19 protein-coding genes and 1 pseudogene are annotated in these 23,463 nt (G+C 62.5%); 16 read left to right on the top strand and 4 right to left on the bottom strand.

All coding sequences use genetic code 11. The features are described 5' to 3' along the window. Positions 1 to 14 precede the first annotated feature (14 nt). Together DSM107133_RS21060 and DSM107133_RS21055 are read right to left on the bottom strand one after the other, a co-directional pair. The gene (locus DSM107133_RS21060) at positions 15 to 1,304 is read right to left on the bottom strand and encodes an FAD-binding oxidoreductase (RefSeq protein WP_114295588.1); all 1,290 of its coding nucleotides are present in this window, start codon (positions 1,302 to 1,304) and stop codon (positions 15 to 17) included. 16 nt (positions 1,305 to 1,320) lie between these two features. After that, entirely contained in the window at positions 1,321 to 1,986 is a 666-nt protein-coding gene (locus tag DSM107133_RS21055; protein ID WP_114295359.1) for a haloacid dehalogenase type II, read from the bottom strand. A gap of 219 nt (positions 1,987 to 2,205) precedes the next feature. Between DSM107133_RS21055 and DSM107133_RS21050 the strand changes: the two genes are divergently transcribed. The 10 genes and pseudogenes from DSM107133_RS21050 to DSM107133_RS21005 all read left to right on the top strand — a co-directional run bounded on the left by DSM107133_RS21050 (position 2,206) and on the right by DSM107133_RS21005 (position 13,149). Then, entirely contained in the window at positions 2,206 to 2,586 is a 381-nt protein-coding gene (locus DSM107133_RS21050) for a cupin domain-containing protein (RefSeq protein ID WP_114295360.1), read from the top strand. Positions 2,587 to 2,591: 5 nt separating this feature from the next. Next, complete coding sequence (gene argE, locus DSM107133_RS21045; RefSeq protein ID WP_114295589.1) at positions 2,592 to 3,704, top strand: acetylornithine deacetylase; 1,113 nt, start codon at positions 2,592 to 2,594, stop codon at positions 3,702 to 3,704. Positions 3,705 to 3,837: 133 nt separating this feature from the next. Then, positions 3,838 to 4,683 (top strand): GNAT family N-acetyltransferase, encoded by an 846-nt coding sequence (locus DSM107133_RS21040; protein WP_114295590.1) that lies wholly within the window; start codon positions 3,838 to 3,840, stop codon positions 4,681 to 4,683. 17 nt (positions 4,684 to 4,700) lie between these two features. Next, positions 4,701 to 6,074, top strand: a complete 1,374-nt coding sequence (locus DSM107133_RS21035; protein ID WP_114295361.1) for an aspartate aminotransferase family protein — start codon at positions 4,701 to 4,703, stop codon at positions 6,072 to 6,074. Next, positions 6,074 to 6,985: a glyoxylate/hydroxypyruvate reductase A gene (locus DSM107133_RS21030; protein ID WP_114295362.1), complete on the top strand. Its 912-nt coding sequence runs from the start codon at positions 6,074 to 6,076 to the stop codon at positions 6,983 to 6,985. The genes DSM107133_RS21035 and DSM107133_RS21030 overlap by 1 nt, the downstream gene beginning before the upstream one ends. Before the next feature lie 189 nt (positions 6,986 to 7,174). Continuing rightward, the gene (locus DSM107133_RS21025; protein WP_114295591.1) at positions 7,175 to 7,906 is read left to right on the top strand and encodes an HAD-IA family hydrolase; all 732 of its coding nucleotides are present in this window, start codon (positions 7,175 to 7,177) and stop codon (positions 7,904 to 7,906) included. A gap of 62 nt (positions 7,907 to 7,968) precedes the next feature. Further along, a complete protein-coding gene (locus tag DSM107133_RS21020; protein ID WP_114295363.1) occupies positions 7,969 to 9,579 on the top strand; it encodes an ABC transporter substrate-binding protein in 1,611 nt (536 codons plus the stop codon). 83 nt (positions 9,580 to 9,662) lie between these two features. After that, positions 9,663 to 10,619 (top strand): ABC transporter permease, encoded by a 957-nt coding sequence (locus DSM107133_RS21015; protein WP_162792162.1) that lies wholly within the window; start codon positions 9,663 to 9,665, stop codon positions 10,617 to 10,619. After that, a complete protein-coding gene (locus tag DSM107133_RS21010; protein WP_114295364.1) occupies positions 10,619 to 11,482 on the top strand; it encodes an ABC transporter permease in 864 nt (287 codons plus the stop codon). Before DSM107133_RS21015 ends, DSM107133_RS21010 begins: the two co-directional genes overlap by 1 nt. Continuing rightward, positions 11,482 to 13,149, top strand: a pseudogene (locus tag DSM107133_RS21005) (ABC transporter ATP-binding protein). Before DSM107133_RS21010 ends, DSM107133_RS21005 begins: the two are co-directional and overlap by 1 nt. Before the next feature lie 315 nt (positions 13,150 to 13,464). Here the strand turns inward: DSM107133_RS21005 and DSM107133_RS21000 are convergent. After that, a complete protein-coding gene (locus tag DSM107133_RS21000) occupies positions 13,465 to 13,959 on the bottom strand; it encodes an Lrp/AsnC family transcriptional regulator (RefSeq protein WP_114293777.1) in 495 nt (164 codons plus the stop codon). A gap of 160 nt (positions 13,960 to 14,119) precedes the next feature. On the opposite strand from DSM107133_RS21000, the gene DSM107133_RS20995 reads away from it, so the two are divergent. After that, complete coding sequence (locus tag DSM107133_RS20995; RefSeq protein ID WP_114293778.1) at positions 14,120 to 15,445, top strand: FAD-binding oxidoreductase; 1,326 nt, start codon at positions 14,120 to 14,122, stop codon at positions 15,443 to 15,445. Between the two features lie 5 nt (positions 15,446 to 15,450). Here the strand turns inward: DSM107133_RS20995 and DSM107133_RS20990 are convergent, their stop codons facing one another. Continuing rightward, positions 15,451 to 16,557, bottom strand: a complete 1,107-nt coding sequence (locus DSM107133_RS20990; protein WP_114293896.1) for an FAD-binding oxidoreductase — start codon at positions 16,555 to 16,557, stop codon at positions 15,451 to 15,453. A 76-nt stretch (positions 16,558 to 16,633) separates the two neighbouring features. Between DSM107133_RS20990 and DSM107133_RS20985 the strand changes: the two genes are divergently transcribed. From DSM107133_RS20985 to DSM107133_RS20965, 5 genes are all read left to right on the top strand, one after another. Next, the gene (locus DSM107133_RS20985; protein WP_240310545.1) at positions 16,634 to 17,563 is read left to right on the top strand and encodes a LysR family transcriptional regulator; all 930 of its coding nucleotides are present in this window, start codon (positions 16,634 to 16,636) and stop codon (positions 17,561 to 17,563) included. Positions 17,564 to 17,661: 98 nt separating this feature from the next. Continuing rightward, positions 17,662 to 19,728 (top strand): hydantoinase/oxoprolinase family protein, encoded by a 2,067-nt coding sequence (locus tag DSM107133_RS20980; RefSeq protein WP_114293779.1) that lies wholly within the window; start codon positions 17,662 to 17,664, stop codon positions 19,726 to 19,728. After that, positions 19,721 to 21,706, top strand: coding sequence for a hydantoinase B/oxoprolinase family protein (locus DSM107133_RS20975; RefSeq protein WP_114293780.1), 1,986 nt, complete (start codon positions 19,721 to 19,723; stop codon positions 21,704 to 21,706). The genes DSM107133_RS20980 and DSM107133_RS20975 overlap by 8 nt, the downstream gene beginning before the upstream one ends. Then, positions 21,703 to 22,005 (top strand): (2Fe-2S)-binding protein, encoded by a 303-nt coding sequence (locus DSM107133_RS20970; RefSeq protein WP_114293781.1) that lies wholly within the window; start codon positions 21,703 to 21,705, stop codon positions 22,003 to 22,005. The genes DSM107133_RS20975 and DSM107133_RS20970 overlap by 4 nt, the downstream gene beginning before the upstream one ends. Then, positions 21,990 to 23,384, top strand: a complete 1,395-nt coding sequence (locus DSM107133_RS20965; RefSeq protein WP_114293782.1) for an NAD(P)/FAD-dependent oxidoreductase — start codon at positions 21,990 to 21,992, stop codon at positions 23,382 to 23,384. The genes DSM107133_RS20970 and DSM107133_RS20965 overlap by 16 nt, the downstream gene beginning before the upstream one ends. Positions 23,385 to 23,463 lie beyond the last annotated feature (79 nt).

Raw genomic sequence — 23,463 nt, 5'->3', positions numbered from 1 at the left:
CGCCGTGTTTTGGGTCAGGATATGCGGTCTTTGAGCGTGAACCACATGCCGACAAGTGGCAGGAACCACGGTTTGCCGCTGTGCAGCGGGATCGCAGGCCAGTCCAGCCCGTCCAGCGGATTGGAATCCGTCCGCCCCATCGCCATATCGGCCAGCGCCTGCCCGATCAGCGTGGACATCTGCGCGCCGTGGCCGGAATAGCCCATGCCATAGATCATGCCGTCAGCCTCGCCCGCGCGGGGGTAGCGGTCTTTGGTCATGCCGACCAGCCCACCCCAGCAATAGTCAATTTCGACCTGCGCCAGATGCGGGAAGATCCGCGCCAGTGACCGGCGCAACACCTGCCCTGACAGGGCGTCGGATTGCTGGTCGGAAGTGGCCGAGAACCGCGCACGCCCGCCAAAGATCAGGCGGTTGTCCGGTGACATGCGGAAATAGTTGCCGATGTTCATCGAAGTTACGCAGGTGCGGTTGCCCGGCATCGTGGCCGCAATCTCATCCGCAGTCAGCGGGCGGGTGGCGATGATGAACGAGCCGACCGAGATGATGCGCTTGCGGAAATAGGCCAGCGGCGCCTTGGCCACACTGCCGGAATAGGCGCCGGTCGCGGCAATGACACGGTCGGCGGTCAGGGTGCCTTTGGGCGTTTTCAGCGCCCAACCACTGCCGGAACGGTTGCGCGCAACAACCGGCGCGCCCTCCCAGATCAGCGCACCGTGGCGGTGGGCGGCATCGGCCAGTCCGGTGACATAACGGCCCATGTGCATCATCGCGGATTTGCCATACAGCATCGCGCCGTGAAATTCATCCGACCCGATTTCACCGGCCAGATCGGCCTTGTCCAGCCAGCGGGTGTCGGGGTCGACTTCGCTGTGGATCAGTTCAAAGCCACGCCGTAGACCGTCGACATGCGAGGGTTTGGAGGCCAGTTTCAGCTTGCCCGAACGGCGGAAGTTGCAGTCGATCCCTTCCTCGGCGATGACATCCTCGATCATGTCGATCGACCGGTCATAGGCTTTGTACAGTGCGTGAGCGCGCTCGGCACCCAGATGCGATTTGGCTTCGCCATAGCCGTGGGCCATGCCGTTGTTCAGATGCCCGCCATTGCGGCCCGAACCGCCCGCGCCGATGTGGTCTGCCTCAAGCAGGGCCACGCTGACGCCCGCGCGCGCCAGACGCCGTGCGGCGTTCAGCCCGGTAAAGCCGCCACCGATCACCGCGACATCGACCTTGCCCGTCACCGGACCGGATTGGGCCTGCGCAAAGGCGGGCGAAGTGTCGTGCCAGTAGGACGTATATTTCATCACAGCCTCCGGGGCGTCACAGGCCCACAACCGCGGCCAGACCCGAGATATCCTTGATCTCGGTATAGCCATAATAGGGGTTTGCCGGTTCATGGCCACGGTTCACCCAGACCTTGTGTTTGATGCCCAGATCATGCGCGGTCATCAGGTCATAGCGGAAGCTGGACGAAACGTGCAGCACGTCTTCGGGACCGCAGCCCAGCATGTCGAACATATATTCAAAGGCCTGCATCTGCGGCTTGTAGGCCTGTGCGCTTTCGGCGGTGTAGACATGGGCGATGGGCGCGCCAAGCTTGGCGATGTTGTGGGGAATCTGGTCGTTCATCGAATTGGTCAGCGCCACCAGCGGGATCTTGTCCGCGATTTTGGCCAGGCCTGCGGGCACGTCGGAATGGGGCCCCCAGGTGGGCACGCGGGTGTAGATTTCGGCAGCCACCGCCGGATCAAAGACAACACCGTTGCGTTTGCAGGTGCGTTCCAGCGCGTTGTGGACGATGTCGGCATAAGGCTTCCATGCGCCCAGCACCTCGTCCAGCCGGTAGGCCGAGAAATCGGCAATGAACTTGTCCATCTGCGCGGGCGACAGCTGGTCGGCGTAATGGGCGCGTGCGGCCCCTGCCATGTCAAAGAAGATCATCGTGCCGTGGCAGTCAAAGGTGATAAATTTGGGGCGGAAGGTCATCTGTCTCTCCGGGGTTTGTTTGCAGTGATGTTCACCCGATTTGCGCCACAGGGCTTGCCGCGTTTGCGGAATTACGAGCAGTAAATTGCGTTTATCGCGCGGCATCCGGCATGACCTGCCGCCGGCGCGGAAACTTCGGCCGGGATCGCCGGGCAAGCTGGTGCACTGTGTCGGGGAAGACAAACGCGCCGTTTGGCGCATCAACAGAAAGCCCCCATTATGGCCCTTATTGTTCCCATTGAGACCGCCCCCGATTTTGCCCCCCGCGAAGATGTGGCCGCCCCCGACCGCCTGATCGCAGGCGCACCTGCGTTTCGGACATGGGCGCTGGACGAAGCGCTGGCAGAGGCGGCGCAATGGGGCCAGATTCGCACCGGTGTATGGGAAGCCACGCCCGGCACGACGCTGTCGATCAAGGGTGACACCTTTGAGTTCTGTCACATCCTGTCGGGTCGCGCCGAGATCAGCGAAGAGGGTGGCGATACCTTCAGCTTTGGTGCCGGCGACAATTTCGTGATGAAGCCGGGTTTCAAAGGCCAGTGGAAAACGCTGGAAACCCTGCGCAAGATTTATGTCATCGCAGCGCCTGTCGCGGGGTGAATGCCATGCAGACATCGGGCGTTGAATTGCTGGAGCGGCTTGTCGGATTTCCCAGCGTGGTCGGTACGCCCAATGGCGGGCTGATGCAGTTTGTTGCCGATTACCTGAGTGAACATGGCGTGCCCTATCATCTGCTGAAGGGGCCGGAAGGCGACCGTTACAACCTGTTTGCCACCATCGGTGATGCGTCACGGCCCGGTTATGTGCTGTCGGGTCATGTCGATGTGGTGCCTGCGGGCGAGCCGGAATGGCTGGGTGATCCCTTTGTCTTGCGCCGGGACGGCGGGCGGCTGATCGGGCGGGGCAGTTGCGACATGAAGGGCTATGTGGCTGCCGTGCTGGCGGCCGTGCCCGCGCTGGTGCGCATGGATCTGTCGGCCCCTGTTCATATTGCGCTGTCCTATGACGAGGAGGCGGGCTGTCGCGGCGTGCCGCATATGATTGCGGCGCTGCCCGATCTGTGTGCGCCGCCGCTGGGCTGTATCGTCGGAGAGCCGACGGGGCTGGTGCCGGTGCTGGCGCACAAGGGCAAGGCGGCGCTGCGGCTGGTGGCTGCGGGCGTGTCGGGCCACAGCTCGCGCCCCGATCTGGGGGACAACGCCATTCACGCGCTGTTGCCCGCGTTGGTGGCGGCAAGCGCGCAGGCCGATGCGCTGCGCGAGGGGCCGCAGGATGCGCGGTTTGCGCCGCCCTATTCCAGTCTTCAGATCGGCACGGTGCAGGGCGGTCAGGCGCTGAACATCATCCCCGACCACGCCGAGGCCAGCATCGAGGCGCGCGCGATTGCGGGAGTTGATCCCAAGACGCTGCTGGCACCGGTCATGGATGCCTTGGGGGCGGGGGTGCGCGGCGAATGGCTGTCGTCCTATCCGGCGCTGTCGCTGGAGGCAGGTCATCCGCTGGCCGCCTTGACGGCGCAAATCTCGGGGCGCGACCCGCTGGGCGCAGTCAGCTTTGGCACCGAGGCGGGGCTGTTCCAGCAGGCGGGCATTGCATCGGTGATTTGTGGCCCCGGCGACATCGCGCGTGCGCACCGGCCCGAGGAATATCTGACCGAAGACGAACTGGCGGGGGCGGTTGCGATGATCCTGTCGCTGGGGCGTCATCTGGCGGCCTGACCGCGAGGCCTGTGCGCGGCATTTTCTGCGGTGGCGCTTGGGGGCTGCCGCAGAAAACTGCCGCGACGGGCGGGGATCAAAATAAAACTGCCGCTTGCAGGGGCCTAGATTGGGGCCAAAGAGGATGGATTTTATGACCGTTAGCAAACCCGAACCGGCCAGGCTGTCGCAAGACGATATTCAGATCACAGCCTTTGAGGCCGCCCATCTGGACGGCGCGCTGCGTTTGTCGGCCGAGACCGGCTGGCCGCATCGTACCGAAGACTGGCAGCTGACGCTGTCGGTGTCCAAGGGGGTTGTGGCGCTGCTGGACGGCGCGGTTGTGGGGACCGCGCTGTGTTCGACCTTTGGCGACGTTGCGACGATGAACATGATTATCGTTGACGCACGGATGCGCGGGCGCGGGCTGGGGCGGGCGCTGATGGATCAGGTGATTGGCCTGGGTGGTGCGCGTGAACTGCGTTTGATCGCCACCGCAGACGGGCTGCCGCTGTATGAAAAGCTGGGTTTCGTGGCCTATGGCGAGGTGCATCAGCAGCAGGGGATCGCGCTGAACGCGACGCCGGAATTGCCTGTCCACAGCGGCACTGCGCAGGATATTGCGGCGCTGGCGGCGGCGGATTTGCAGGCCTCGGGCCTGTCGCGGGCCGGATTGTTGGCGAACATCGCCGCGCAGGGCGACGTGTTGCTGTGCGAAAACGGATTTGCCCTGCTGCGCGATTTCGGGCGCGGGCGGGTGCTGGGGCCGGTTGTGGCGCAGGACGTGGCCAGTGCTGCGGCGCTGATGACCGAGGCCGCCCGCCGCTGCGCCGGACACTTCCTGCGTGTTGATCTGCCCGCCGACGCAGGCATGAGCGAGAAGGCGACGCGGCTGGGACTGGTGGCCGCAGGGGGCGGCATTGCCATGAAACGGGCCGCGCGCACGCGCACGCCTTCTGATTACAAAACCTTTGCGCTTGTGTCGCAGGCGCTGGGATAACCTGAATGGGACGTGAAATGTTGACCAATTCTCTTGTCGAGCTGGACCGCCAGCATCTTGTTCATCCGGTGTCGTCGTTCCGCGGCCACGAGGCGCGCGGCGTGCGCGTCTTGCGGTCGGCCAAAGGGGCGACTGTCACCGACAGCGAAGGGCGTGAGCTGCTGGACGGGTTTGCGGGGCTTTGGTGTGTGAACGCCGGATACGGCCACGAAAGCGTTGTTGAGGCCGCCGCCGAGCAGATGCGCAGGCTGCCCTATGCCACGGGATATTTCGATCTGGGGTCCGAGCCGCCGATCCGGCTGGCCGCCGCTTTGGCCGATCGTGCGCCGGGCAATCTGAACCATGTCTATTTCACCCTTGGCGGGTCGGACGCGGTCGACAGCACGATCCGTTTTGTCCGCTATTACTGGCACGCCCTGGGCCAACCCGACCGCGATCAGTTTATCTCGGTCGAGCAGGGCTATCACGGGTCAACCACGATGGGCGCGGGGCTGACGGCGCTGCCCGGTTTTCATGACGGTTTTGGCGTGCCCTATGCGTGGCAGCACAAGATTTCATCGCATTACCTGTATCGCAATCCGCTGGGCGATGATCCGCAGGCGGTGATTGACGCATCAGTGGCCGAGCTGCGCGCCAAGGTGGCCGCGATCGGGGAAGACCGTGTTGCGGCCTTCTATGTCGAGCCTATTCAGGGGTCGGGCGGCGTGCTGGTGCCGCCTGCGGGCTGGATCAAGGCAATGCGCGATCTGTGCACCGAACTGGGCATTCTGTTTGTGGCCGATGAGGTCATCACCGGATTCGGGCGCACCGGCCCGATTTTCGCCAGCGCCGATGAGGGCATCGTGCCGGACTTGCTGACCTGCGCCAAGGGGCTGACTTCGGGTTATGTGCCGATGGGCGCGGTGATCATGTCGGACCATGTGTACGAGGTGATTGCCGAAGGTGCAGGGGCCAAGGCCGTGGGTCACGGGTTTACCTATTCCGCGCATCCGGTTTCGGCGGCGGTCGCGCTTGAGGTGCTGGCGCTGTACGAGGGCGGCATTTTCGAGAACGGCATTCGGGCGGGCAAACGTCTGATGGCGGGGCTGGAAACACTGCGCGATCATCCCTTGGTTGGCGATGTGCGCGGACGCGGGATGCTGGCGGCGGTGGAGCTGGTCACCGACAAGACGTTGAAAACGCCGCTGCCTGCCGAGATGCAACCCGCAACGCGGCTGTTTGATCGTGCATGGGAGCAGGGGCTGGTGATCCGGTCGTTTGCGCAGGGTATATTCGGCTATGCGCCGCCACTGTGCTGCACGGATGAAGAGATTGACGAGATCGTGGCGCGGACCCGCAAGGTTCTGGACATCACGCTGGACGATCCCGAAATGCGCGCCGTGCTGCGCTGATGGCGCTGCTGTTTATCTCTGACGCGGCGCGCGCGGCGGTTTGGGCAGATGCATTTGCCGAGGCCGGCGAGGACATGATTGTGGGCGAGGCGGCCGTGACCGACCCTGCGGCGATCACCCATTTGATGTGCTGGAAACCGCCACAGGATCTGCTGCGCTATCCCAACCTGCGGGTTGTTATCAGCGCGGGTGCGGGGGTGGACCAGATGCCGAAGCTGCCCGAGGGTGTGGATCTGGTGCGCGCGATTGATCCGGGGATTGAAGAGATGGTGCGCGACTGGGTGGTCATGGCCACGCTGATGCTGCACCGCGCGATGCCGGTCTATCTGGCCCAAGCGCAACAGGGGCTGTGGAAGGCACAGGCCGGGAAACATGCGAAAGACACTCGCGTCGGGATCATGGGCATGGGCCGGATTGGCACGCTGGCGGCGCAAACGCTGGGCAGCATGGGGTTCAGGATCAGCGGCTGGTCGCGTTCGGGCCGTGCGGTGGCGGGCGCTCAGGTCTTTGGAGTGCAACAGATGGATGCGTTTCTGGAGCAAAGCGACATTCTGGTGTGTCTGTTGCCGCTGACGCGTGAAACCCGTGGCATTCTGAACGCTGACCTGTTTGCCAGGCTGCCCGAGGCTGCGGCGCTGGTCCATGCAGGACGTGGTGCGCAGCTGGACATGCAGGCACTGCGCGAAGCACTGGACAGCGGCGCGCTGTCATCCGCGATGCTGGACGTGACCGACCCCGAACCGCTGCCCGCAGACCATTGGGCATGGCGTGATCCGCGCGTGATTGTCACGCCGCATGTGGCGGCTGTGACCGACCACCATGCAGGTGCAATGCACGCACTGTCGGTGATCCGAGCCACCCGTGACAACAGCCCGCTTCCCGGTCGCATTGATCAAAACAGGGGGTACTAAGCGCAAGACACCGGCACCAAGCGAAATGCCGCAGTTTTTGCGAATACAGAAGAATCTGCCGCGTGACCCTGCGAATTCGGCGTTTTGCACAGGGTGTTTCGGGGGATGCTGGCTCAATCAGAGCGCAAACCATCTGAGTCTGCGGTGTCCGACATCGCAAGGCTGCAAGCCAAAGAGAGGATTGCCACCATGGCAACGACAACCGCCCCAAAGCCTTTGACTGCGTTCAATTACGTTACTTTTGACGTTGTCGGAACCCTGATCGACTTTGAAGGGGCAATTGTGGAGGGGCTGGCGGGGATCGCGGCAAAAGAGGGCATTGAGGTGAAGGCCGAGGCGGCGCTGGCCGTGTATCGCGAGGCGCGCTATGCCCCCGATGCCGCGCGTTTTCCCGATGATCTGGGGCGGTGTTACGGTGAGCTTGCCAAGGCCTTTGGCCTGCCCGACACGCCCGAAAACCGTCGGCACATGATTGATGCGATGGGCGCGGCCAAGCCGTTTGCCGACAGTGTCGATGCGATGGCGCGGTTGCAGAAGCACTATAAGCTGATTGCGATGACCAACGCGCAACGCTGGGCCTTTGACAAATATGCTGCGAAACTGGGGCACCCGTTCTGGGCCGGTTTCACGGTGGACGACACCGGCACGGAAAAGCCGGATCCGGCCTATTTTCATGCGGTCTTTGATTTTGTCGCACAGGACGGCGGCACCAAGACCGACATTCTGCACACCGCGCAAAGCCAGTATCATGACATTGGTATTTCGCGCGAACTGGGCATGACAAACGCATGGATCCAGCGTCGCCACGCCCAAAAGGGCTATGGTGGCACCATCGCACCTGCGGCCTTTACCGAACCGGATTTTCATTTTCATGCGTTGCGCGAATTGGCCGATGCGGCTGACGCGGCCTTTGGCGCCTGAAACCACCGCCTGAACCGACACAAGGTCGGAAAGGCACCCAACAACGACAACAGGGGAAGAAAATGACAAAAACACCAACAAACTGGACCCGCCGCGATGATGCGGCGATTGAGAACATGATCCGCCGCGGGGCATCGCGACGGGAATTGCTGAAAATGCTGATGGCATCGGGCATCGCGGCCACGGCTGGTGGTTCGCTGCTGATGAACGCCGGTGCGGCGGTTGCGGCAACACCGGTTTCGGGCGGCTCGCTCAAGGCTGCGGGCTGGTCGTCGTCGACGGCTGACACGCTGGATCCGGCCAAGGCATCGTTATCCACCGATTATGTGCGCTGCTGTGCGTTCTACAACCGCCTGACCTTTTTGAACGAAGCCGGTCAGGTTGAAATGGAGCTGGCCGACAGCGTTTCTTCGGACGATGCGCAAACATGGGAAATCAAGCTGAAGTCGGGTGTGCAATTCCACGATGGCAAGACGCTGAGCGCCGAAGACGTTGTGTATTCGTTAAAGCGTCATCTGGACGAAGCTGTCGGGTCCAAGGTGAATTCGATCGCCAAGCAGATGACCGAGATTTCCAAGATGGACGACCTGACGGTCAAGATCGTGCTGAACGCGGCCAATGCCGACCTGCCGACGATCCTGTCGTTGCACCACTTCATGATTATTGCCGATGGGACCACGGATTTCACCAAGGCCAACGGCACCGGCGCATTCATCTGCGAGGTTTTTGAACCCGGCGTGCGGTCGGTTGCGGTGAAAAACACCAACTATTTCAAAGCGCAGGGCGCCTATCTGGACAGCTTTGAATTCTTTGCCATCCCCGACAACAACGCCCGCGTCAACGCGTTGCTGTCCGGTGACATCCATCTGGCGGGGGCGGTCAATCCGCGCTCGTTGCGGATGCTGGAAGGACAGGACGGTGTGAAAACTTCGGTCTCGACCGCGGGCAACTATACCAACCTGAACATCCGCCTCGACCTGGAGCCGGGCACGAAGATGGATTTCGTCGAGGGCATGAAATCGCTGATCAACCGCGAAGCGATCCAGAAATCGGTGCTGCGCGGACTGGCCGAGATTGGCAACGACCAGCCGGTGTCTTCGGCAAGCCGTTACCACAACCCGACCCTTGCAGCGCGTGCCTATGACCCGGAAAAGGCCAAGTTCCACTTTGAAAAGGCCGGTTTGCTGGGCACCGAAATCCCGATTGTGGCCTCTGATGCGGCGTCGTCGTCGGTGGACATGGCAACGCTGGTTCAACAGGCCGGTTCCGAGATTGGCATGAACCTGAAAGTCGACCGTGTGCCGAACGATGGCTATTGGTCGAACTACTGGCTGAAAGCGCCGATCCATTTCGGCAACATCAACCCGCGTCCGACACCGGACATCCTGTTTTCGTTGCTGTATGCTTCGGATGCACCGTGGAACGAAAGCCAGTACAAGTCCGAGAAGTTCGACAAGATGATGATCGAAGCTCGCGGCGCGCTGGACGAAGACAAGCGCACGTCGATCTATTGGGAAATGCAAGAGATGGTGGCAAACGAGGCCGGAACGATCATTCCTACCTATATTTCCAACGTCGATGCCGTGACCACGAAACTTGGCGGCCTCAAAGCCAACCCGCTGGGTGGCATGATGGGCTATGCTTTTGCGGAATACGTCTGGCTTGATGCCTGATCCGGCCTGATCTGGCCTGAAATCCGGGGTCGCGCGGTGATCGCGCGGCCCTGACCGGACACCCAACAGAACGAGGTGCTTTTGTGCCGCAATCGCTTTTACCCTGGATTCTTGTCGCCCAACGGCTTGGGATCGCGCTGGTGACGCTGGTCATCGTGTCATTCGCCGTGTTCTTTGCCACGGAAATGCTGCCCGGCGACGTGGCCGAGATTTTGTTGGGGCAGGCCGCAACCCCTGACGCTGTGGCCGGTCTGCGCGAAGCCATGGGGCTGAACGAACCCGCGCTCAGCCGGTTTGTCGGCTGGCTGACGGGTTTGCTGCATGGCGATTTGGGCATCTCTTACGTGAACAACATTGATGTGGCGCAGCTGATTGGCGGGCGTCTGGTGAATTCGCTGCGGCTGGCGGCGGTGACAACGCTGTTGTCAGTTCCCGTTGCGCTGAGCCTTGGGATCGGGGCTGCGATGTGGCGCGGATCACTCTTTGACCGCATTGTGACATTGGTGACGATTTCGGTGATTTCGGTTCCCGAGTTTATGGTGGCAACGCTGGCGGTGCTGATCTTTGCGGTCTGGCTTGGCTGGCTGCCGGCGCTGAGCTATGGCGCGGATGTCGATTCATTCTCTGCGATGCTGCGGGCCTATGCGATGCCGGTGATTACGCTGTCGTTTGTGATTTCCGCCCAGATGATCCGCATGACCCGCGCGGCGGTGATCGACACGATCAACACCCCCTATGTCGAAATGGCGCTGCTGAAAGGCGCATCGCGGTCGCGTATGGTGCTGGTGCATGCATTGCCCAACGCGCTGGGGCCCATTGCGAACGCGGTGGCCCTGTCGCTGAGCTATCTGGTGGGGGGCGTGATTATCGTTGAAACGATCTTTAATTATCCCGGTGTGGCCAAGCTGATGGTCGATGCGGTGTCGACCCGTGATCTGCCGCTGATCCAGTCCTGCGCCATGATCTTTTGTGTCAGCTACCTGTCCCTGATTACGCTGGCGGATATGATCGCCATCCTGTCCAATCCGAGGTTGCGCTGATGACATCTTTTGAGAATTCTGCCGAAGCCGAGATTGCCCCGCCAAAAGGCGCCAAATTCAGCTTTAACTGGGTGGGGCGGATCGGCCTTGTCGTGATCCTGTTCTGGGCGCTGGTTGCGCTGGTGGGTCCGGTGGTGGCGCCGCATCCGCCGGGCAAGATCGTGGATTGGGATTATTTTGGCCCGATGACCTCCAAATTCTGGATGGGCACCGATTATCTGGGCCGCGACATCTTTTCGCGCATCCTGATGGGCGCGCGCTATACCGTGGGGATCGCTTTGGCGGCGGTCACGCTGGCCTGTACCTTCGGCGTGCTGCTGGGAATGATCGCAGCGGTTGCGGGCGGCTGGTTCGACATGATCCTGTCGCGCCTGCTGGATGCGTTCAACGGCATTCCGTCGCTGTTGTTCGGACTGGTCGTTGTGGCCGCTGTCGGGTCGTCCATTCCGGTTCTGATCCTGACCCTGACGGCGATTTACATGCCCGGATCCTACCGGTTTGCCCGCGCGCTGGCGGTCAACATCAACACCATGGATTTTGTCACCGTTGCCCGTGCGCGCGGCGAGGCGACGCCCTATCTGATCGTGCGTGAAATTTTCCCCAATATTCTGGGTCCGGTGCTGGCCGATCTGGGCCTGCGCTTTGTGTTTATCGTGCTGGTTCTGTCGGGGCTTTCGTTTCTGGGGCTGGGTGTGCAACCGCCCTATGCAGACTGGGGCGCACTGGTGCGTGAGAACATCGAAGGACTGAGCCTGGGCGCGCCTGCGGTGATCTTTCCATCGGTCGCCATCGCGTCGCTGACGATTTCGGTCAACATGTTCATCAACAATCTGCCCACCCGAATCCGCGACAGGAGCGAATAATGCAACAGACCCCTCTTGTGAGCGTTCGGGACCTTGAAATCGGTGCCACAACGGATTCCGGCCGCAAGGTCAAGATCATCAAGGGCGTCAGCTTTGACATTGCGCCCGGGGAAATTCTGGCGCTGATCGGAGAGTCAGGCTCGGGCAAGACCACGATTGCGCTGTCGCTGATGGGGCACACCCGCACCGGCTGCGAGATTAACGGCGGTACGATCCGCATCGGTGAATCCGACATTACCGCGATGGGCAACCGCGCGCGGGCGAAGGTGCGTGGCACGCAGGTGTCTTATGTGCCGCAGTCGGCGGCGGCAGCGTTCAACCCGTCCAAGCGGATCATGGATCAGGTGATCGAGATTTCGGCCATTCACAAGCTGATGTCGCGCAGCGAGGCACAGGCCAAGGCGGTGGAACTGTTCCGCGCGCTGGCGCTGCCCGACCCCGAAGAGATCGGGCACCGCTATCCGCATCAGGTGTCTGGCGGCCAGCTTCAGCGGCTTTCGGCGGCGATGGCGTTGATCGGCAGCCCGTCGTTGGTGATCTTTGACGAACCGACCACGGCGCTGGACGTGACCACCTAGATCGAAGTGTTGCGGGCGTTCAAGTCGGTGATGAAACAGGGCGACATTTCAGGTGTTTACGTCAGCCATGATCTTGCGGTTGTGGCGCAGATTGCCGACCGTATCGTTGTGCTGCGCAATGGTGAAATTCAGGAAGAAGGCACCGCTGAACAGATTCTGATGGCACCGGCCCACCCCTATACTCAAGAGTTGTTGTCGGCGTTTGAACCGGCCCCGCGTGCGGCCGAGGCAGCGCAAGCCGAGGCTGAAACCATCACGCCGATACTTGAGGTCAGCGGTTTGTGCGCGGGTTACGGGCGCATGCGCAACGGAGAGCCGACCGCAAAAATTCTCGAGGATGTGTCGTTCCGTCTGGAGCCCGGGCGCAATCTGGGCGTGATCGGTGAATCGGGTTCGGGCAAGTCGACGCTGGCGCGGGCGGTGGCGGGTATTTTGCCACCCTTTGCCGGACAGGTCATGCTGAACGGCACTGCCTTGCAAGGAGACCTGAAAAGCCGCTCGAAAGAGCAGTTGCGCCGTATGCAGATCGTGTTTCAGCTGGCCGACACCGCCCTGAACCCCGGCCATTCCATTGGCGCGATTATCGGACGCCCCCTGACCTTTTATCGCGGTCTACGGGGCAAGGCACGCGAGGCGCGGGTGATTGAATTGCTGGATATGGTGCACCTGCCTGCAAACATGCGTCACCGGTTGCCCAGCGAATTGTCGGGCGGCCAGAAACAGCGGGTCAATCTGGCCCGCGCGCTGGCGGCCGAACCCGAACTGATCCTGTGTGACGAGATTACCTCGGCGCTGGATACGGTTGTGGCGGCGGCGATCCTTGAGCTGCTCAAGGAATTGCAGCGCGAACTGAACCTGAGCTACATGTTCATCAGCCACGACCTGTCAACCGTCGAGGCGATTTGCGATGATGTTCTGGTGATGCTGAAAGGCAAGGTGGTCGAAGCGCTGCCCGCTGCCGACATGTCGGCGCAGGCCACCCATCCGTATTCGCGGTTGTTGATTTCGTCGATACCGCAGCTGGATACGGGCTGGTTGTCGGCGCTGGAACAGGACCCTGAACTGGTCGCGCAGTTTGCCGACCGTTAGGCTCTGGACCCATTAATCTTACATGCTCAGTTTGACAGATTTTTTCGCAGACTAGGAGCATCTGCGCAAGAATAGTGGTTCTATTTCAAGCAGATGTGACGAAGGCTGCGGGAAAATCCGTCAAACCCGTCACGCCGAAGGCGTGCCAATATTATTAAGCGCTCCTACGGAGCGACGGGCGGCGATTTCACTTCATCTCAAGGGTTTGGGTCGCTTGCAAATAGAACCACTATTGGCTGTGCGCCCCAAACCCTTGCAATTTCGTGAAATAGCCGCTGAGTATGTAAGATTAATGGGTCCAGAGCCTGGCGCATTTCAGACCTGATCTTCGAACAGGTGGGTCAGGGGAATCTGGGTCTTGGCAAAGGGTGTTTTCATCACGACAAAGCTGAAATATTTGTCGATACCGATGTTGCGGTCGATCAGGGCCTCGATGATGTTCTGATAGTCGGCAATCGACGAGGTCACGAATTTCGCAAGATAGTCGTAGCCGCCCGAAACCAGGTAACATTCCACACAGCAATCCAGCTTTTCCAGCGCTTCCTGAAAGCGGGCAAAGTCGATCTGGCGGTGGTTGGTCAGGGTGAATTCCGTAAAGACAACAAGGGTTTCGCCCAGCATCGCCACGTCGATCTGGGCTGCGTAGCCGGTGATATACCCCGACTTTTGCAGCTTTTTCACCCGCATCAGACAGGGCGAGGGCGACAGGTGCACCCGCTCGGCCAGTTCGGCGTTTGTGATGCGCCCGTTGCCCTGTAGTTCGGTGAGAATCTTCAGGTCGATCCGGTCCAGCTTGTGGCGAAGAGTCATGTTCAGTCCTTCTCGATCTTTAGACCTTATAGCGTGTGTGAAATGCCAGCAAACTGTTCAGGTCAACTGCTTTCGACAGGATATGCCGTTGTCAGGCGGCTATCCGGCATAAGCGGCTGGGCGACCTGGTTTAGGCTCGGACAAAAGTGCGGAGAATACAATGCCTGCCCCCTTGATGAAATTGACGACGAATGACGAAATTCCCGATGCCGCAGATTGCGTGGTGATCGGTGCCGGGATTGTGGGGGTAAGTGCGGCCTATTGGTTGGCACGGTCCGGCCTGAAGGTGGTCTTGCTGGAAAAGGGCCGTGTGGGCGGCGAACAGTCCAGCAGGAACTGGGGCTGGTGCCGTCAGCAAAACCGCGACGCGCGTGAACTTCCGTTGTCGACGCGCAGTCTGGCCCTGTGGGAGGATATGGCCAGGGACATCGGGGCCGACCTGGGCTTTCGCCGCTGTGGATTGCTGTATCTGTCCAATAACGCCGCCGAGATCGACGGTTGGGCCACATGGGGCCGGTTTGCGCGGGGCGAAGGGGTCGATACCCGCATGCTCAGCGCCGCAGAGGCCACCGAAAGGGGGGCTGCCACCGGGCAAAGCTGGGCCGGGGGCGTCTGGTCGCCCAGCGATGGCATTGCCGATCCCGCCAGCGCCGCACCGTTGATTGCGCGCGGTGTGATGCAGCATGGCGGTGTCGTGCTGCAAGGCTGTGCCGCACGCGGTATCGAAACCGAAGCCGGGGCCGTTTCTGCGGTTGTGACCGAACGCGGCGTTATCCGCACGTCGCAGGTGGTGATGGCGGGCGGCGCATGGGCGGGCAGCTTTTTGCACCAGTCCGGCATTTTCTTTCCGCAGGCGTCGGTGCGCAGTTCGATCCTGTCCGTGGCGCCGGGAGCCGAAGGGCTGCCGCCCGCGCTGCACACGGCTGCGGTGTCGCTGACACGGCGCGGCGACGGCGGGCACACGCTGGCGATATCGGGGAAGGGAAACGTTGATCTGACCCCCCGCATGATCCGCAAAGCCAAACATTTCCTGCCGATGTTCGCCAAACGCTGGCGGTCGCTGGTGCCGGGCGGGTTGCAGGCCTGGCAAGCGGGGTTTGAAACCATGGCGATCTGGGATCTTGATCGCGAAACCCCGATGGAGCGGGTGCGCATCCTTGATCCGCGCCCCTCGGTTGCGACTGTGAACAAGACGCTGGCCAACGCGCGGCAGCTGCTGCCCGCGCTTGCAGATGTGCCGGTTCAGGCCAGCTGGGCGGGCTATATCGACAGCACACCCGATGGCGTGCCGGTGATCGACAACGACATTGGCATTGCCGGTCTGACGCTGGCTGCCGGCCTGTCGGGCCACGGGTTTGGCATCGGGCCGGGGGTGGGGCATCTGGTGGCCGATCTGGTGCTGGGCCGTGCGCCCATCACCGAAACGGCGCAATACCGGCTGGACCGTTTCAACCAATCCCAATGGGGCAGCGTGTCGAAGTTCTGAGCGTGTCATACCGCAAACCGTCGGATGTCAAAGGGTGCAAGCGGGGTGTCGCAGATGCCGGTTGCAATCAGCTCGGCCATTGCGTCGCCCACGCCGGGGCCAAGCTGGAAGCCGTGTCCGCTGAACCCGAATGCGTGAAACAGTCCCGGCGTGGTGCCCGACGCGCCCATTACCGGCAGATTATCGGCCAGATAGCCTTCGCAGCCCGACCATTGCCGGATCACCGCGACGTTGCGCAGGGCGGGCAGAATGCGGATCAGGCCCAGCAGTTGCTGCGCCAGCGAGGCGGGATTCACCGTGGCGTGGCCGGGGTCGGGGTTGACCGGCGTGCGGGTCACACCGCCGCCGAAAACTATATTGCCGCGTTCGACCTGCCGCAGATAGACTCCATGGCCCTGCGACCATTCCCCCAGCACCGGTTTGATGCTGTAGGGCAGGGGTTCTGTCACACCCATCTGGGGGCCGTGGGTTGTCAGCGGCACGTCTTCGCCAAAGCGCGCGGCGATGTCCTTGCCCCATGCGCCGGCGCAGTTCAGCAATATCGGGCTTTGCAGCCGACCACGGCTGGTGTCTACCGCAAAACCCGCGTCGCTGTGTGTGATGCTGCGAATCTGGGTATTGGGCCGTATTTCAACCCCCATGCGCGCGGCGGCCTGGGCAAAAGCCGGGGCAACAAGGCGGGGGTTGGCAGAGCCGTCATCGGGCGAAAACGACGCGCCAATGGCGTCGGGCCCAAGACCCGGAAAACGGCGGCGCAGGTCTGTGGCGTCCAGCTCCTCGATTTCCAGACCCCAAGGCCGCGCGTCCTGTGCAAACCGGCGCATGTCGGCCCGGCTTTCGGGGTCAAAGATCAGACGCAGATGGCCGGTGGCGCGAAACTCTACATCCTGTCCCAGCAGCTTTTCGGCGTCATTCCAAAGCCCCAGCGCACGGTGCGCCAGTGGCAGCTGCGGCAAATAGCGTCCGGTGCGACGAATGTTGCCAAAGGAGGCCACGGTGGCCCCCGCGCCAATCGGGCCGGTGTCGACCAGCGTGACCGATTTGCCCCGATGCGCAAGGAAATAGGCGGCACTTGTGCCCATCAGCCCGCCACCAAGTACAATCACATCCACAGCCAACCCCTGTCCCGATCCTTTGGTTATCGTTATAAGACAGGGCAGGACAGGCCTGCGTCAAAGACGCAAAGTGGTGTATATCATAAGCCGGACCTATGGGGGCAGCATGCGCGCGCGACAGCTTGAAGTTTTTACCGCGGTGATGCGGGCGGGTACCGTGACAGAAGCGGCGCGGCAGCTGAATATCTCACAGCCCGCGCTGAGCCAGATTTTGATGCATTGCGAGGATGAGCTGGGCTTTGCCTTGTTTGACCGCGAAAAGGGCCGGTTGCGGCCCACCGCCGAGGCGCTGGAGTTATACCCCGAAGCCGAGCGACTGTTTGGCGGGTTGGAAGGGTTGCGCCGCAAAACCCAGGATTTGCGGTTGGGGCGCGCCGGTCTGGTGCGGGTCGGGGCGTCGGCCCCGCCGGCGATGTCTTTGCTGCCGCTGATCCTTGCGCAGTATCGCGCGTTGCATCCCGATATTTTGCTGCGCTCGAATGTGGCGCCGATTTCATCACTGGTCACGATGTTGCGCGCCGGAGATTCGGCGCTGGCGCTTGCGTTGGATGACCATCTGCCGCCGGACATCGCGGTTGAACGGTTGGGTGCCACGTCGTTCTGCTGCCTGCTGCCGCAGGCGCATCCCCTGGCAGAACGGGACGAGGTGAGTTTCGCCGATCTGGAAGCTGAAACCATTATTTCCTACCGCAGTTCAACCCGCCCGCATGATGAACTGGACAAGGCCGCACGCCGCGCGGGGCAGCGGTTTGCGCCACAGCTTGAGATTGACGTGTCGATCACCGCTGTGGGGTTTGTGCAGGCCGGTCTGGGCGTGGCAGTTGTGGATTCGCTGCTGCCCTGGGGGCAGTTCGATCATGTGGTCACCCGCCCGCTTAGCCATGCGCCCGATCTGCCCCTGTCACTGCTGACACTGCGGGGCAAGGGGCTGTCGCGCGCGGAAGAGATCATGCGCGACCAGATCCGCGCGGTCTGTGCGGACCGGCTTTCCGCCAGCCCATAAGTCTGCCTTATGCATGCACTCTGCATGCGTCTTGGACCGGTTTGCCGCTTTCTGCTCAGCTAGGGGCAACGCAGACCTGTACCTGAAAGGACAACATCATGGATGGCAGCACGCCCTTAAAAGCGGATTGGAAGATTGGTGTCGATATTGGCGGCACTTTCATGGATTTCTGTGCGCTTGAGGCTGTTTCGGGGCGTGTCGCCTCGCTCAAGGTGCTGACCACGCCGGACGATCCGGGGGCCGAATTGCTGACCGGATTGACCCTTTTGGCCGAGCGCGAGGGGATGGACCCCACAGCTGTCAGCCGGTTTGTGCATGGCACCACGGTGGGGATCAACACCATCCTGCAACGCAAGGGGGCCAAGCTGGCGCTGGTCACCAACGCCGGTTTCGAGGATGTGATCGAACTGGCGCGGCTGCGGATGCCCGATATGTATTCGCTGTTTTGCAACCGCGCCGAGCCTTTAATTGCCCGCGATATGGTGTTTGGCGTCAACGCCCGGATGCGTGCCAACGGCAGCGTTTCGGCAGACGCGGACAAGGAGGCCGTGGCGGCGGCGGCCAAAGCGGCCAAAGCTGCCGGAGCCGAGGGCGTTATCGTCGCCCTGCTGCACAGCTGGCGCGACGGCACACAGGAAACCGAGGTGAAGGCGCTGATCGAAGCTGCTGCGCCTGACCTGTTCGTCTTTACCTCCAGCGAGGTCTGGCCGGTGATCCGCGAATACGAACGCAGCTCGACCGCGATCCTGAACGGCTATGTGCATCCGCGGGTGTCGGGATATCTGAGTGCGCTGGAGGACCGGCTTGCCGGACAGGGCGTGCCGGCACGGGCGATGCTGACCAAATCCAACGGCGGGCTGATGAGCGCGGGCGAAGGGCGTCGGGACTGTGTGTCGATGTTGCTGTCAGGCACTGCATCGGGTGTGATTGGGGCCGCATGGCTGGCGCGTCAGGCGGGCGAGGCACGGGTGCTGACGCTGGACATCGGCGGCACCTCTGCCGATTTTGCGCTGATCGTGGACGGCGAGGTGCAATATGGCAGCGATGAGCTGATCGGGCCGTTTCCGCTGCATATTCCCTCTGTTTCGGTCAGCTCGATCGGGATCGGCGGCGGGTCGATTGCAACAGTGGATGATCGCGGCGTGTTGCGGGTGGGCCCCGAATCTGCGGGATCAGCCCCCGGACCGGCCTGCTATGGGCGCGGCGGAGAAGCCGCGACAGTGACCGATGCGCTGGCCGTATGCGGCTGGCTTGGACATTCGGAAATGGCCTATGGCCAGCTGAACATGGACGTTGATCTGGCGCGCAAGGCAATCGGGCGGCTGGCTGAACAGCTGGGCCGCAGCAACGAGGAAACCGCGCAGGCCATTCTGGACATTGCGATTTCGGAAATGTTCGTCGAGGTGGAAAAACTCTCGTCGCGGGCCGGTGTCGATCTGCGTGACTTTGCGCTGATGCCCTTTGGCGGTGGCGGTCCGATGCTGGGTGCGTTTCTGGCCCGTGAACTGGGTATGAAACGGGTGATCGCGCCGCGCAGGCCGGGGGTCGTGTCGGCGCTTGGCGGGCTGGTGGCCGATTTGCGTGGTGATTTTATCCGCACGGTTTTTGCCCCGCTGGACGATGCTGCAATGCCGGTGCTGCGGGCTGAATTCGACGCGCTGAGCGCCGAGGGTCATGCATGGCTGCAAGCACAGGGCCATGACGGCGCAGCCGAGCTGCGGTTGTCTGCGGACATGCGTTATGCCGGACAAAGCTATGAAATCGAAGTTGCACTTGAGACAGATTGCTTTGATGCGCCTGATCGTATGGCACAGGCCTTTCATGACACCCATCGCAGGATCTATGATTTCGACGACCCCGACGGGCAGATCGAGGTGGTGAACCTGCGACTGTCCGCTTTGGGGGCGGGGCCGAAACCCGAGTTTCCCGATGCCGAAACCGGCGGTGCAGCGGCGACACCGCAGCGCCATGTTCCGGTCTGGCTGGAAGACTGGCAAAACGTGCCGCTGTATGATCGCAACCAGCTTGCTGCGGGGGCGGTGTTCGACGGCCCTGCCATCGTGGCGCAGGAAGACACCACCTTTGCAATTCCTTCGGGTGCGCAGGCGCGCACGGACCAGCATCTGAACATTCACCTGAATCTCGTGGAGCCCACCGATGTTTGATAAAATGACCCTTCAGGTGCTGGCCAACCACGCCCGCGCCGCGGCTGAAAATATGGCCCTGACCCTGCACCGCACGGCCCATTCGGCTTTTGTCAAGGAAACGCAGGACTTTACCGTCATGTTGATGGACCGGGCGGGCGATACCTTTGGCGTGCCGATGGAGCTGGGTGCCACCTGGTATCCGGGTCTGACCTACGGGCGCGCGATCGACATGGTCGATGACTATCGCCCCGGCGATGTGGCCTTTACCAACGATCCGTACTCCGGCCATGTCGCGACCCATGCGCCCGACACGCATCTGTGGCGGCCTGTCTTTGTCGAGGATGAGATCATCGCCTGGACCGGCGGCCATATCCACAACACCGATATGGGCGGCGCGGTGCCCGCGTCCCTGTCGCGGTCGCTGACCGAAATCCATCAGGAAGGCATCCGCTTTCCGCCGATGAAGCTGGTGAACGAGGGCGTTTTCGATCAGCAGATCCTGCGGATCATGGAAACCAACGTGCGCAAACCTGCGCTGAACATCGGCGACATCAAGGCGCTGGTCGGCGCACTGGCCACGGGCGAGCGCAAAGTGCAGGCGATGGCGGCACGCTTTGGCAAGGCCGGATTTGTGCAGGGCGTTGCGGCGCTGATGGATCAGGCCGAGGCGCAGGCACGGGATATCCTGTCAGCGATCCCGGACGGTGAATATGTGTTTGCCGATTATGCGGATGAAGACAGCGATCACGCCAATCCCTGCCGGTTGAAGCTGACCCTGCGCATCAACGGCGACAGCGCGGTGCTGGATTTTACCGGTTCGGATCCGCAGCTTGGATCGTCGCTGAACGTCCCGTCAGGGGGCGATCCGCGCCACACGATCCTGTTGGTGGGGGTCTATTATGTGCTGTACACGCTGAATCCGCGTATTCTGCTGAACACCGGCCTGACGCGGCCCTTTACCTGCATCGCGCCGCAAGGCACGGTTCTGAACCCGGTTGAACCGGCAGCGGTCGGGATGCGGTCGCTGACCTGTGCGCGGTTGCGGTCGGTGATCTTTGGCGCATTCTCGCAGGCCATTCCCGACCGGATGCCGGCGGCGCCTGCGGGCAACAACTGTATCGTCAACGTCATGACCCGTGACGAGCGCACGCAGAAAACCGTGATTGCCGCGATCAACCCGGTGGTGGGCGGTGGCGGCGGCATGCCGCACCGCGATGGCACCAACGGATCGGGGGCGGATGCGGCCTATCTCAAGAACACGCCGATCGAGATCACCGAGACCGAAGTGCCGGTGGAATTCGTGAAATACGGGCTGGCGCGCGACAGTGGCGGGGCCGGATACTGGCGCGGCGGTCTGGCGACCGAGATGGCGTTCAGGGTCTTTGCCCCCGACACGCGCATCACCGCGCGCAACCGCGACCGGTCGTTCTTTCGCCCGTGGGGCGTGCTGGGCGGCCATGCGGGCGGGCTGGCCGATATGGTCATCAACCCCGACAGCAACGCCGAACGTCCCCTGGGTGCCAGGGACACCGCGATATTGCAACCTGGCGATGTGATCGAGATCCGCTCGGCCGGGGGTGGCGGGCGCGGCGATCCCCTGCAGCGGGCGGCGTGGCGCGTGGCGCAGGATGTGGCGCGGGGCTATGTTTCGGCATCTGTGGCACAGGCTGAATACGGGGTCGTGTTGGACAAGGGTGCAGTTGACGAGGCGGCGACCGAGGCGCTGCGCGCTACGATGCCGACACATGCGGCGCATTTCCACTATGGTCCCGAACGCGATGGCTACGAAGCGCAGTGGAACGCGGCGGCCTATGACCGGTTGACGGATATTCTGGCGGCATTGCCGATCCACTGGCGCTTTTTTGCCAAGACCGAAATCTTTCGCCGGATGGCAGGGCGCAGCGGGGCCGAGGGTGTGGATACCGCATTTGCCGAAACCTGCGCGCGGTTTGCCGACCTGCCACAGCTGCCAGCCTCGGCAGAGGCCGCAGAATGAGCGGGCAGATCGTCCGGCTGGCCGAAACTGGGCGCGCGCCGGTGTCGTTTCATCTGGACGGTCTGCCCTTTGACGCTTTGGAAGGGGACACGGTGCTGACGGCAATCCTGATGGTGCGCAAAAGCCTGCGCAGGTCAGAGTTCGGGGCCGAAAACCGCGCGGGGTTCTGTCTGATGGGCGCCTGTCAGGACTGTTGGGTCTGGCAGGAAACCGGCCCCCGCCTGCGTGCCTGTTCCACGCCGCTGGCGGCGGGGATGCGCCTGCTGAGCGACGCGCCTGATGAATGGCATCTGCTATGACGCGGGTGCTGATCGTGGGGGCGGGGCCTGCGGGCATCCGCGCGGCGCAAGTGCTGGTTGCGGCGGGTTTGCATCCTGTTGTGGTTGACGAAGGCGCGCGCGCCGGCGGGCAGATTTATCGCCGCCCGCCCGAGAATTTCCAGCGCTCCTCCAAGGTGTTGTATGGATCAGAGGCGGCAAAGGCCGATGCGCTGCACCAATGTTTTGAACAGATGCTGGGGCTGGGGCAGCTTGGTTATCACATGCGCGCGTCGGTGCTTGGGCTGGGGGCAGGTCAGGCGCAGGTTTTACAGGCCGACAGGGTACATACCATCGCCTATGACAGGGTCATTCTGGCCACCGGCGCCACCGACCGTCTGGCACCGGTTCCGGGCTGGCAAAGCGCGGGGGTCTACAGTTTGGGCGCCACGCAGATTGCGCTCAAGGCGCAGGGCGTTGCATTGGGGCGGCGCATGGTGCTGGCCGGGTCCGGTCCGCTACTGACACTGGTGGCGGCACAGCTTTTGAAAGCGGGCGCGCGGGTTGCGGCGGTGCTGGACACGTCGACACTGCGCACACAGGCGCGCGGGTTTGCCGGCATGGCGCTGGCACGCCCCGGCGTGGCGCTGCGGGGGCTGTCGTTGCGCGCGCAGCTTGGGCGGCGGTATCATGCAGGCGTTCAGCTGGACCGGATCGAGACAGACGCCACAGGACCGGTTGCCATGCATTGGCGCGATGCAAAGGGGCGTGCGCGGGTCAGCGCCTGTGACATGGTCGGCATGGGCTGGCACCTGCGGGCCGAAACACATCTGGCCGATCTGGCAGGCGTGACCTTTGACTGGGACAAGACCAGCGCGCAATGGCTGCCCCGGACCGATGCGTTCGGGCGCGGCGGGGATGGCGTGTATCTGGCCGGTGACGGGCTGCGCATTCTTGGCGCTGACGGGGCCGAACTGGCGGGCAGGCTGGCGGCAACGGCCTGTCTGATCGACGCGGGGCTGCCTGCGCCCGATGCCCGCGCCACGCTAAAGGCCATTGGCCGCATGGAGCGGTTTGCAACGGCCATGCAGCGCGGTTTTCCCTGGCCCGCGCAAATGGTGCGCGCCTTGCCTGATGAGACAGTGCTGTGTCGCTGCGAAAGCATCAGCGCAGGCGACTTGCGCGCAACGCTGGCGCTTTCGGGGCCGGAAGCGAACCGCGCCAAATCGTTGGGACGGGTTGGCATGGGGCGCTGTCAGGGCCGGTATTGCCAGCTTGCCGGCGCCGAGGTGATAGCCGCGCAGGCCGGGCTGCACCCCGCGCAGGTGGGCCGTTTGCGTGGCCAGCCGCCCGTGCGCCCTGCGCCGGTCGACGCATATATTGCCTCAGAGCCTGAAAATGCGGCACAATCTTCTGCCTGAAAGCTGGGGACATGCAGCGAAATATGCTGCGGACAGGCGCCTTTCGGCAGCTTTCGCCGCGGTAAATACGCAATCTTTC

The organism is Pseudosulfitobacter sp. DSM 107133 (assembly GCF_022788695.1).
Classification (GTDB): domain Bacteria; phylum Pseudomonadota; class Alphaproteobacteria; order Rhodobacterales; family Rhodobacteraceae; genus Pseudosulfitobacter.
Note: the sequence above shows the minus strand (reverse complement) of the source record. Positions and strands in the feature narration are given on the sequence as shown.

Bases quoted from the DNA above. Each gene is read 5' to 3' on its own strand.
- DSM107133_RS21020 (WP_114295363.1), top strand. From the start codon at position 7,969: ATGACAAAAACACCAACAAACTGGACCCGCCGCGATGATGCGGCGATT.
- DSM107133_RS20980 (WP_114293779.1), top strand. From the start codon at position 17,662: ATGGATGGCAGCACGCCCTTAAAAGCGGATTGGAAGATTGGTGTCGAT.
- DSM107133_RS20970 (WP_114293781.1), top strand. From the start codon at position 21,703: ATGAGCGGGCAGATCGTCCGGCTGGCCGAAACTGGGCGCGCGCCGGTG.
- DSM107133_RS20995 (WP_114293778.1), top strand. From the start codon at position 14,120: ATGCCTGCCCCCTTGATGAAATTGACGACGAATGACGAAATTCCCGAT.
- DSM107133_RS21000 (WP_114293777.1), bottom strand. From the start codon at position 13,959: ATGACTCTTCGCCACAAGCTGGACCGGATCGACCTGAAGATTCTCACC.
- DSM107133_RS21060 (WP_114295588.1), bottom strand. From the start codon at position 1,304: ATGAAATATACGTCCTACTGGCACGACACTTCGCCCGCCTTTGCGCAG.
- DSM107133_RS21040 (WP_114295590.1), top strand. From the start codon at position 3,838: ATGACCGTTAGCAAACCCGAACCGGCCAGGCTGTCGCAAGACGATATT.
- argE (WP_114295589.1), top strand. From the start codon at position 2,592: ATGCAGACATCGGGCGTTGAATTGCTGGAGCGGCTTGTCGGATTTCCC.
- DSM107133_RS21025 (WP_114295591.1), top strand. From the start codon at position 7,175: ATGGCAACGACAACCGCCCCAAAGCCTTTGACTGCGTTCAATTACGTT.
- DSM107133_RS21055 (WP_114295359.1), bottom strand. From the start codon at position 1,986: ATGACCTTCCGCCCCAAATTTATCACCTTTGACTGCCACGGCACGATG.
- DSM107133_RS20975 (WP_114293780.1), top strand. From the start codon at position 19,721: ATGTTTGATAAAATGACCCTTCAGGTGCTGGCCAACCACGCCCGCGCC.
- DSM107133_RS21035 (WP_114295361.1), top strand. From the start codon at position 4,701: ATGTTGACCAATTCTCTTGTCGAGCTGGACCGCCAGCATCTTGTTCAT.
- DSM107133_RS21010 (WP_114295364.1), top strand. From the start codon at position 10,619: ATGACATCTTTTGAGAATTCTGCCGAAGCCGAGATTGCCCCGCCAAAA.
- DSM107133_RS21030 (WP_114295362.1), top strand. From the start codon at position 6,074: ATGGCGCTGCTGTTTATCTCTGACGCGGCGCGCGCGGCGGTTTGGGCA.
- DSM107133_RS21050 (WP_114295360.1), top strand. From the start codon at position 2,206: ATGGCCCTTATTGTTCCCATTGAGACCGCCCCCGATTTTGCCCCCCGC.
- DSM107133_RS20965 (WP_114293782.1), top strand. From the start codon at position 21,990: ATGGCATCTGCTATGACGCGGGTGCTGATCGTGGGGGCGGGGCCTGCG.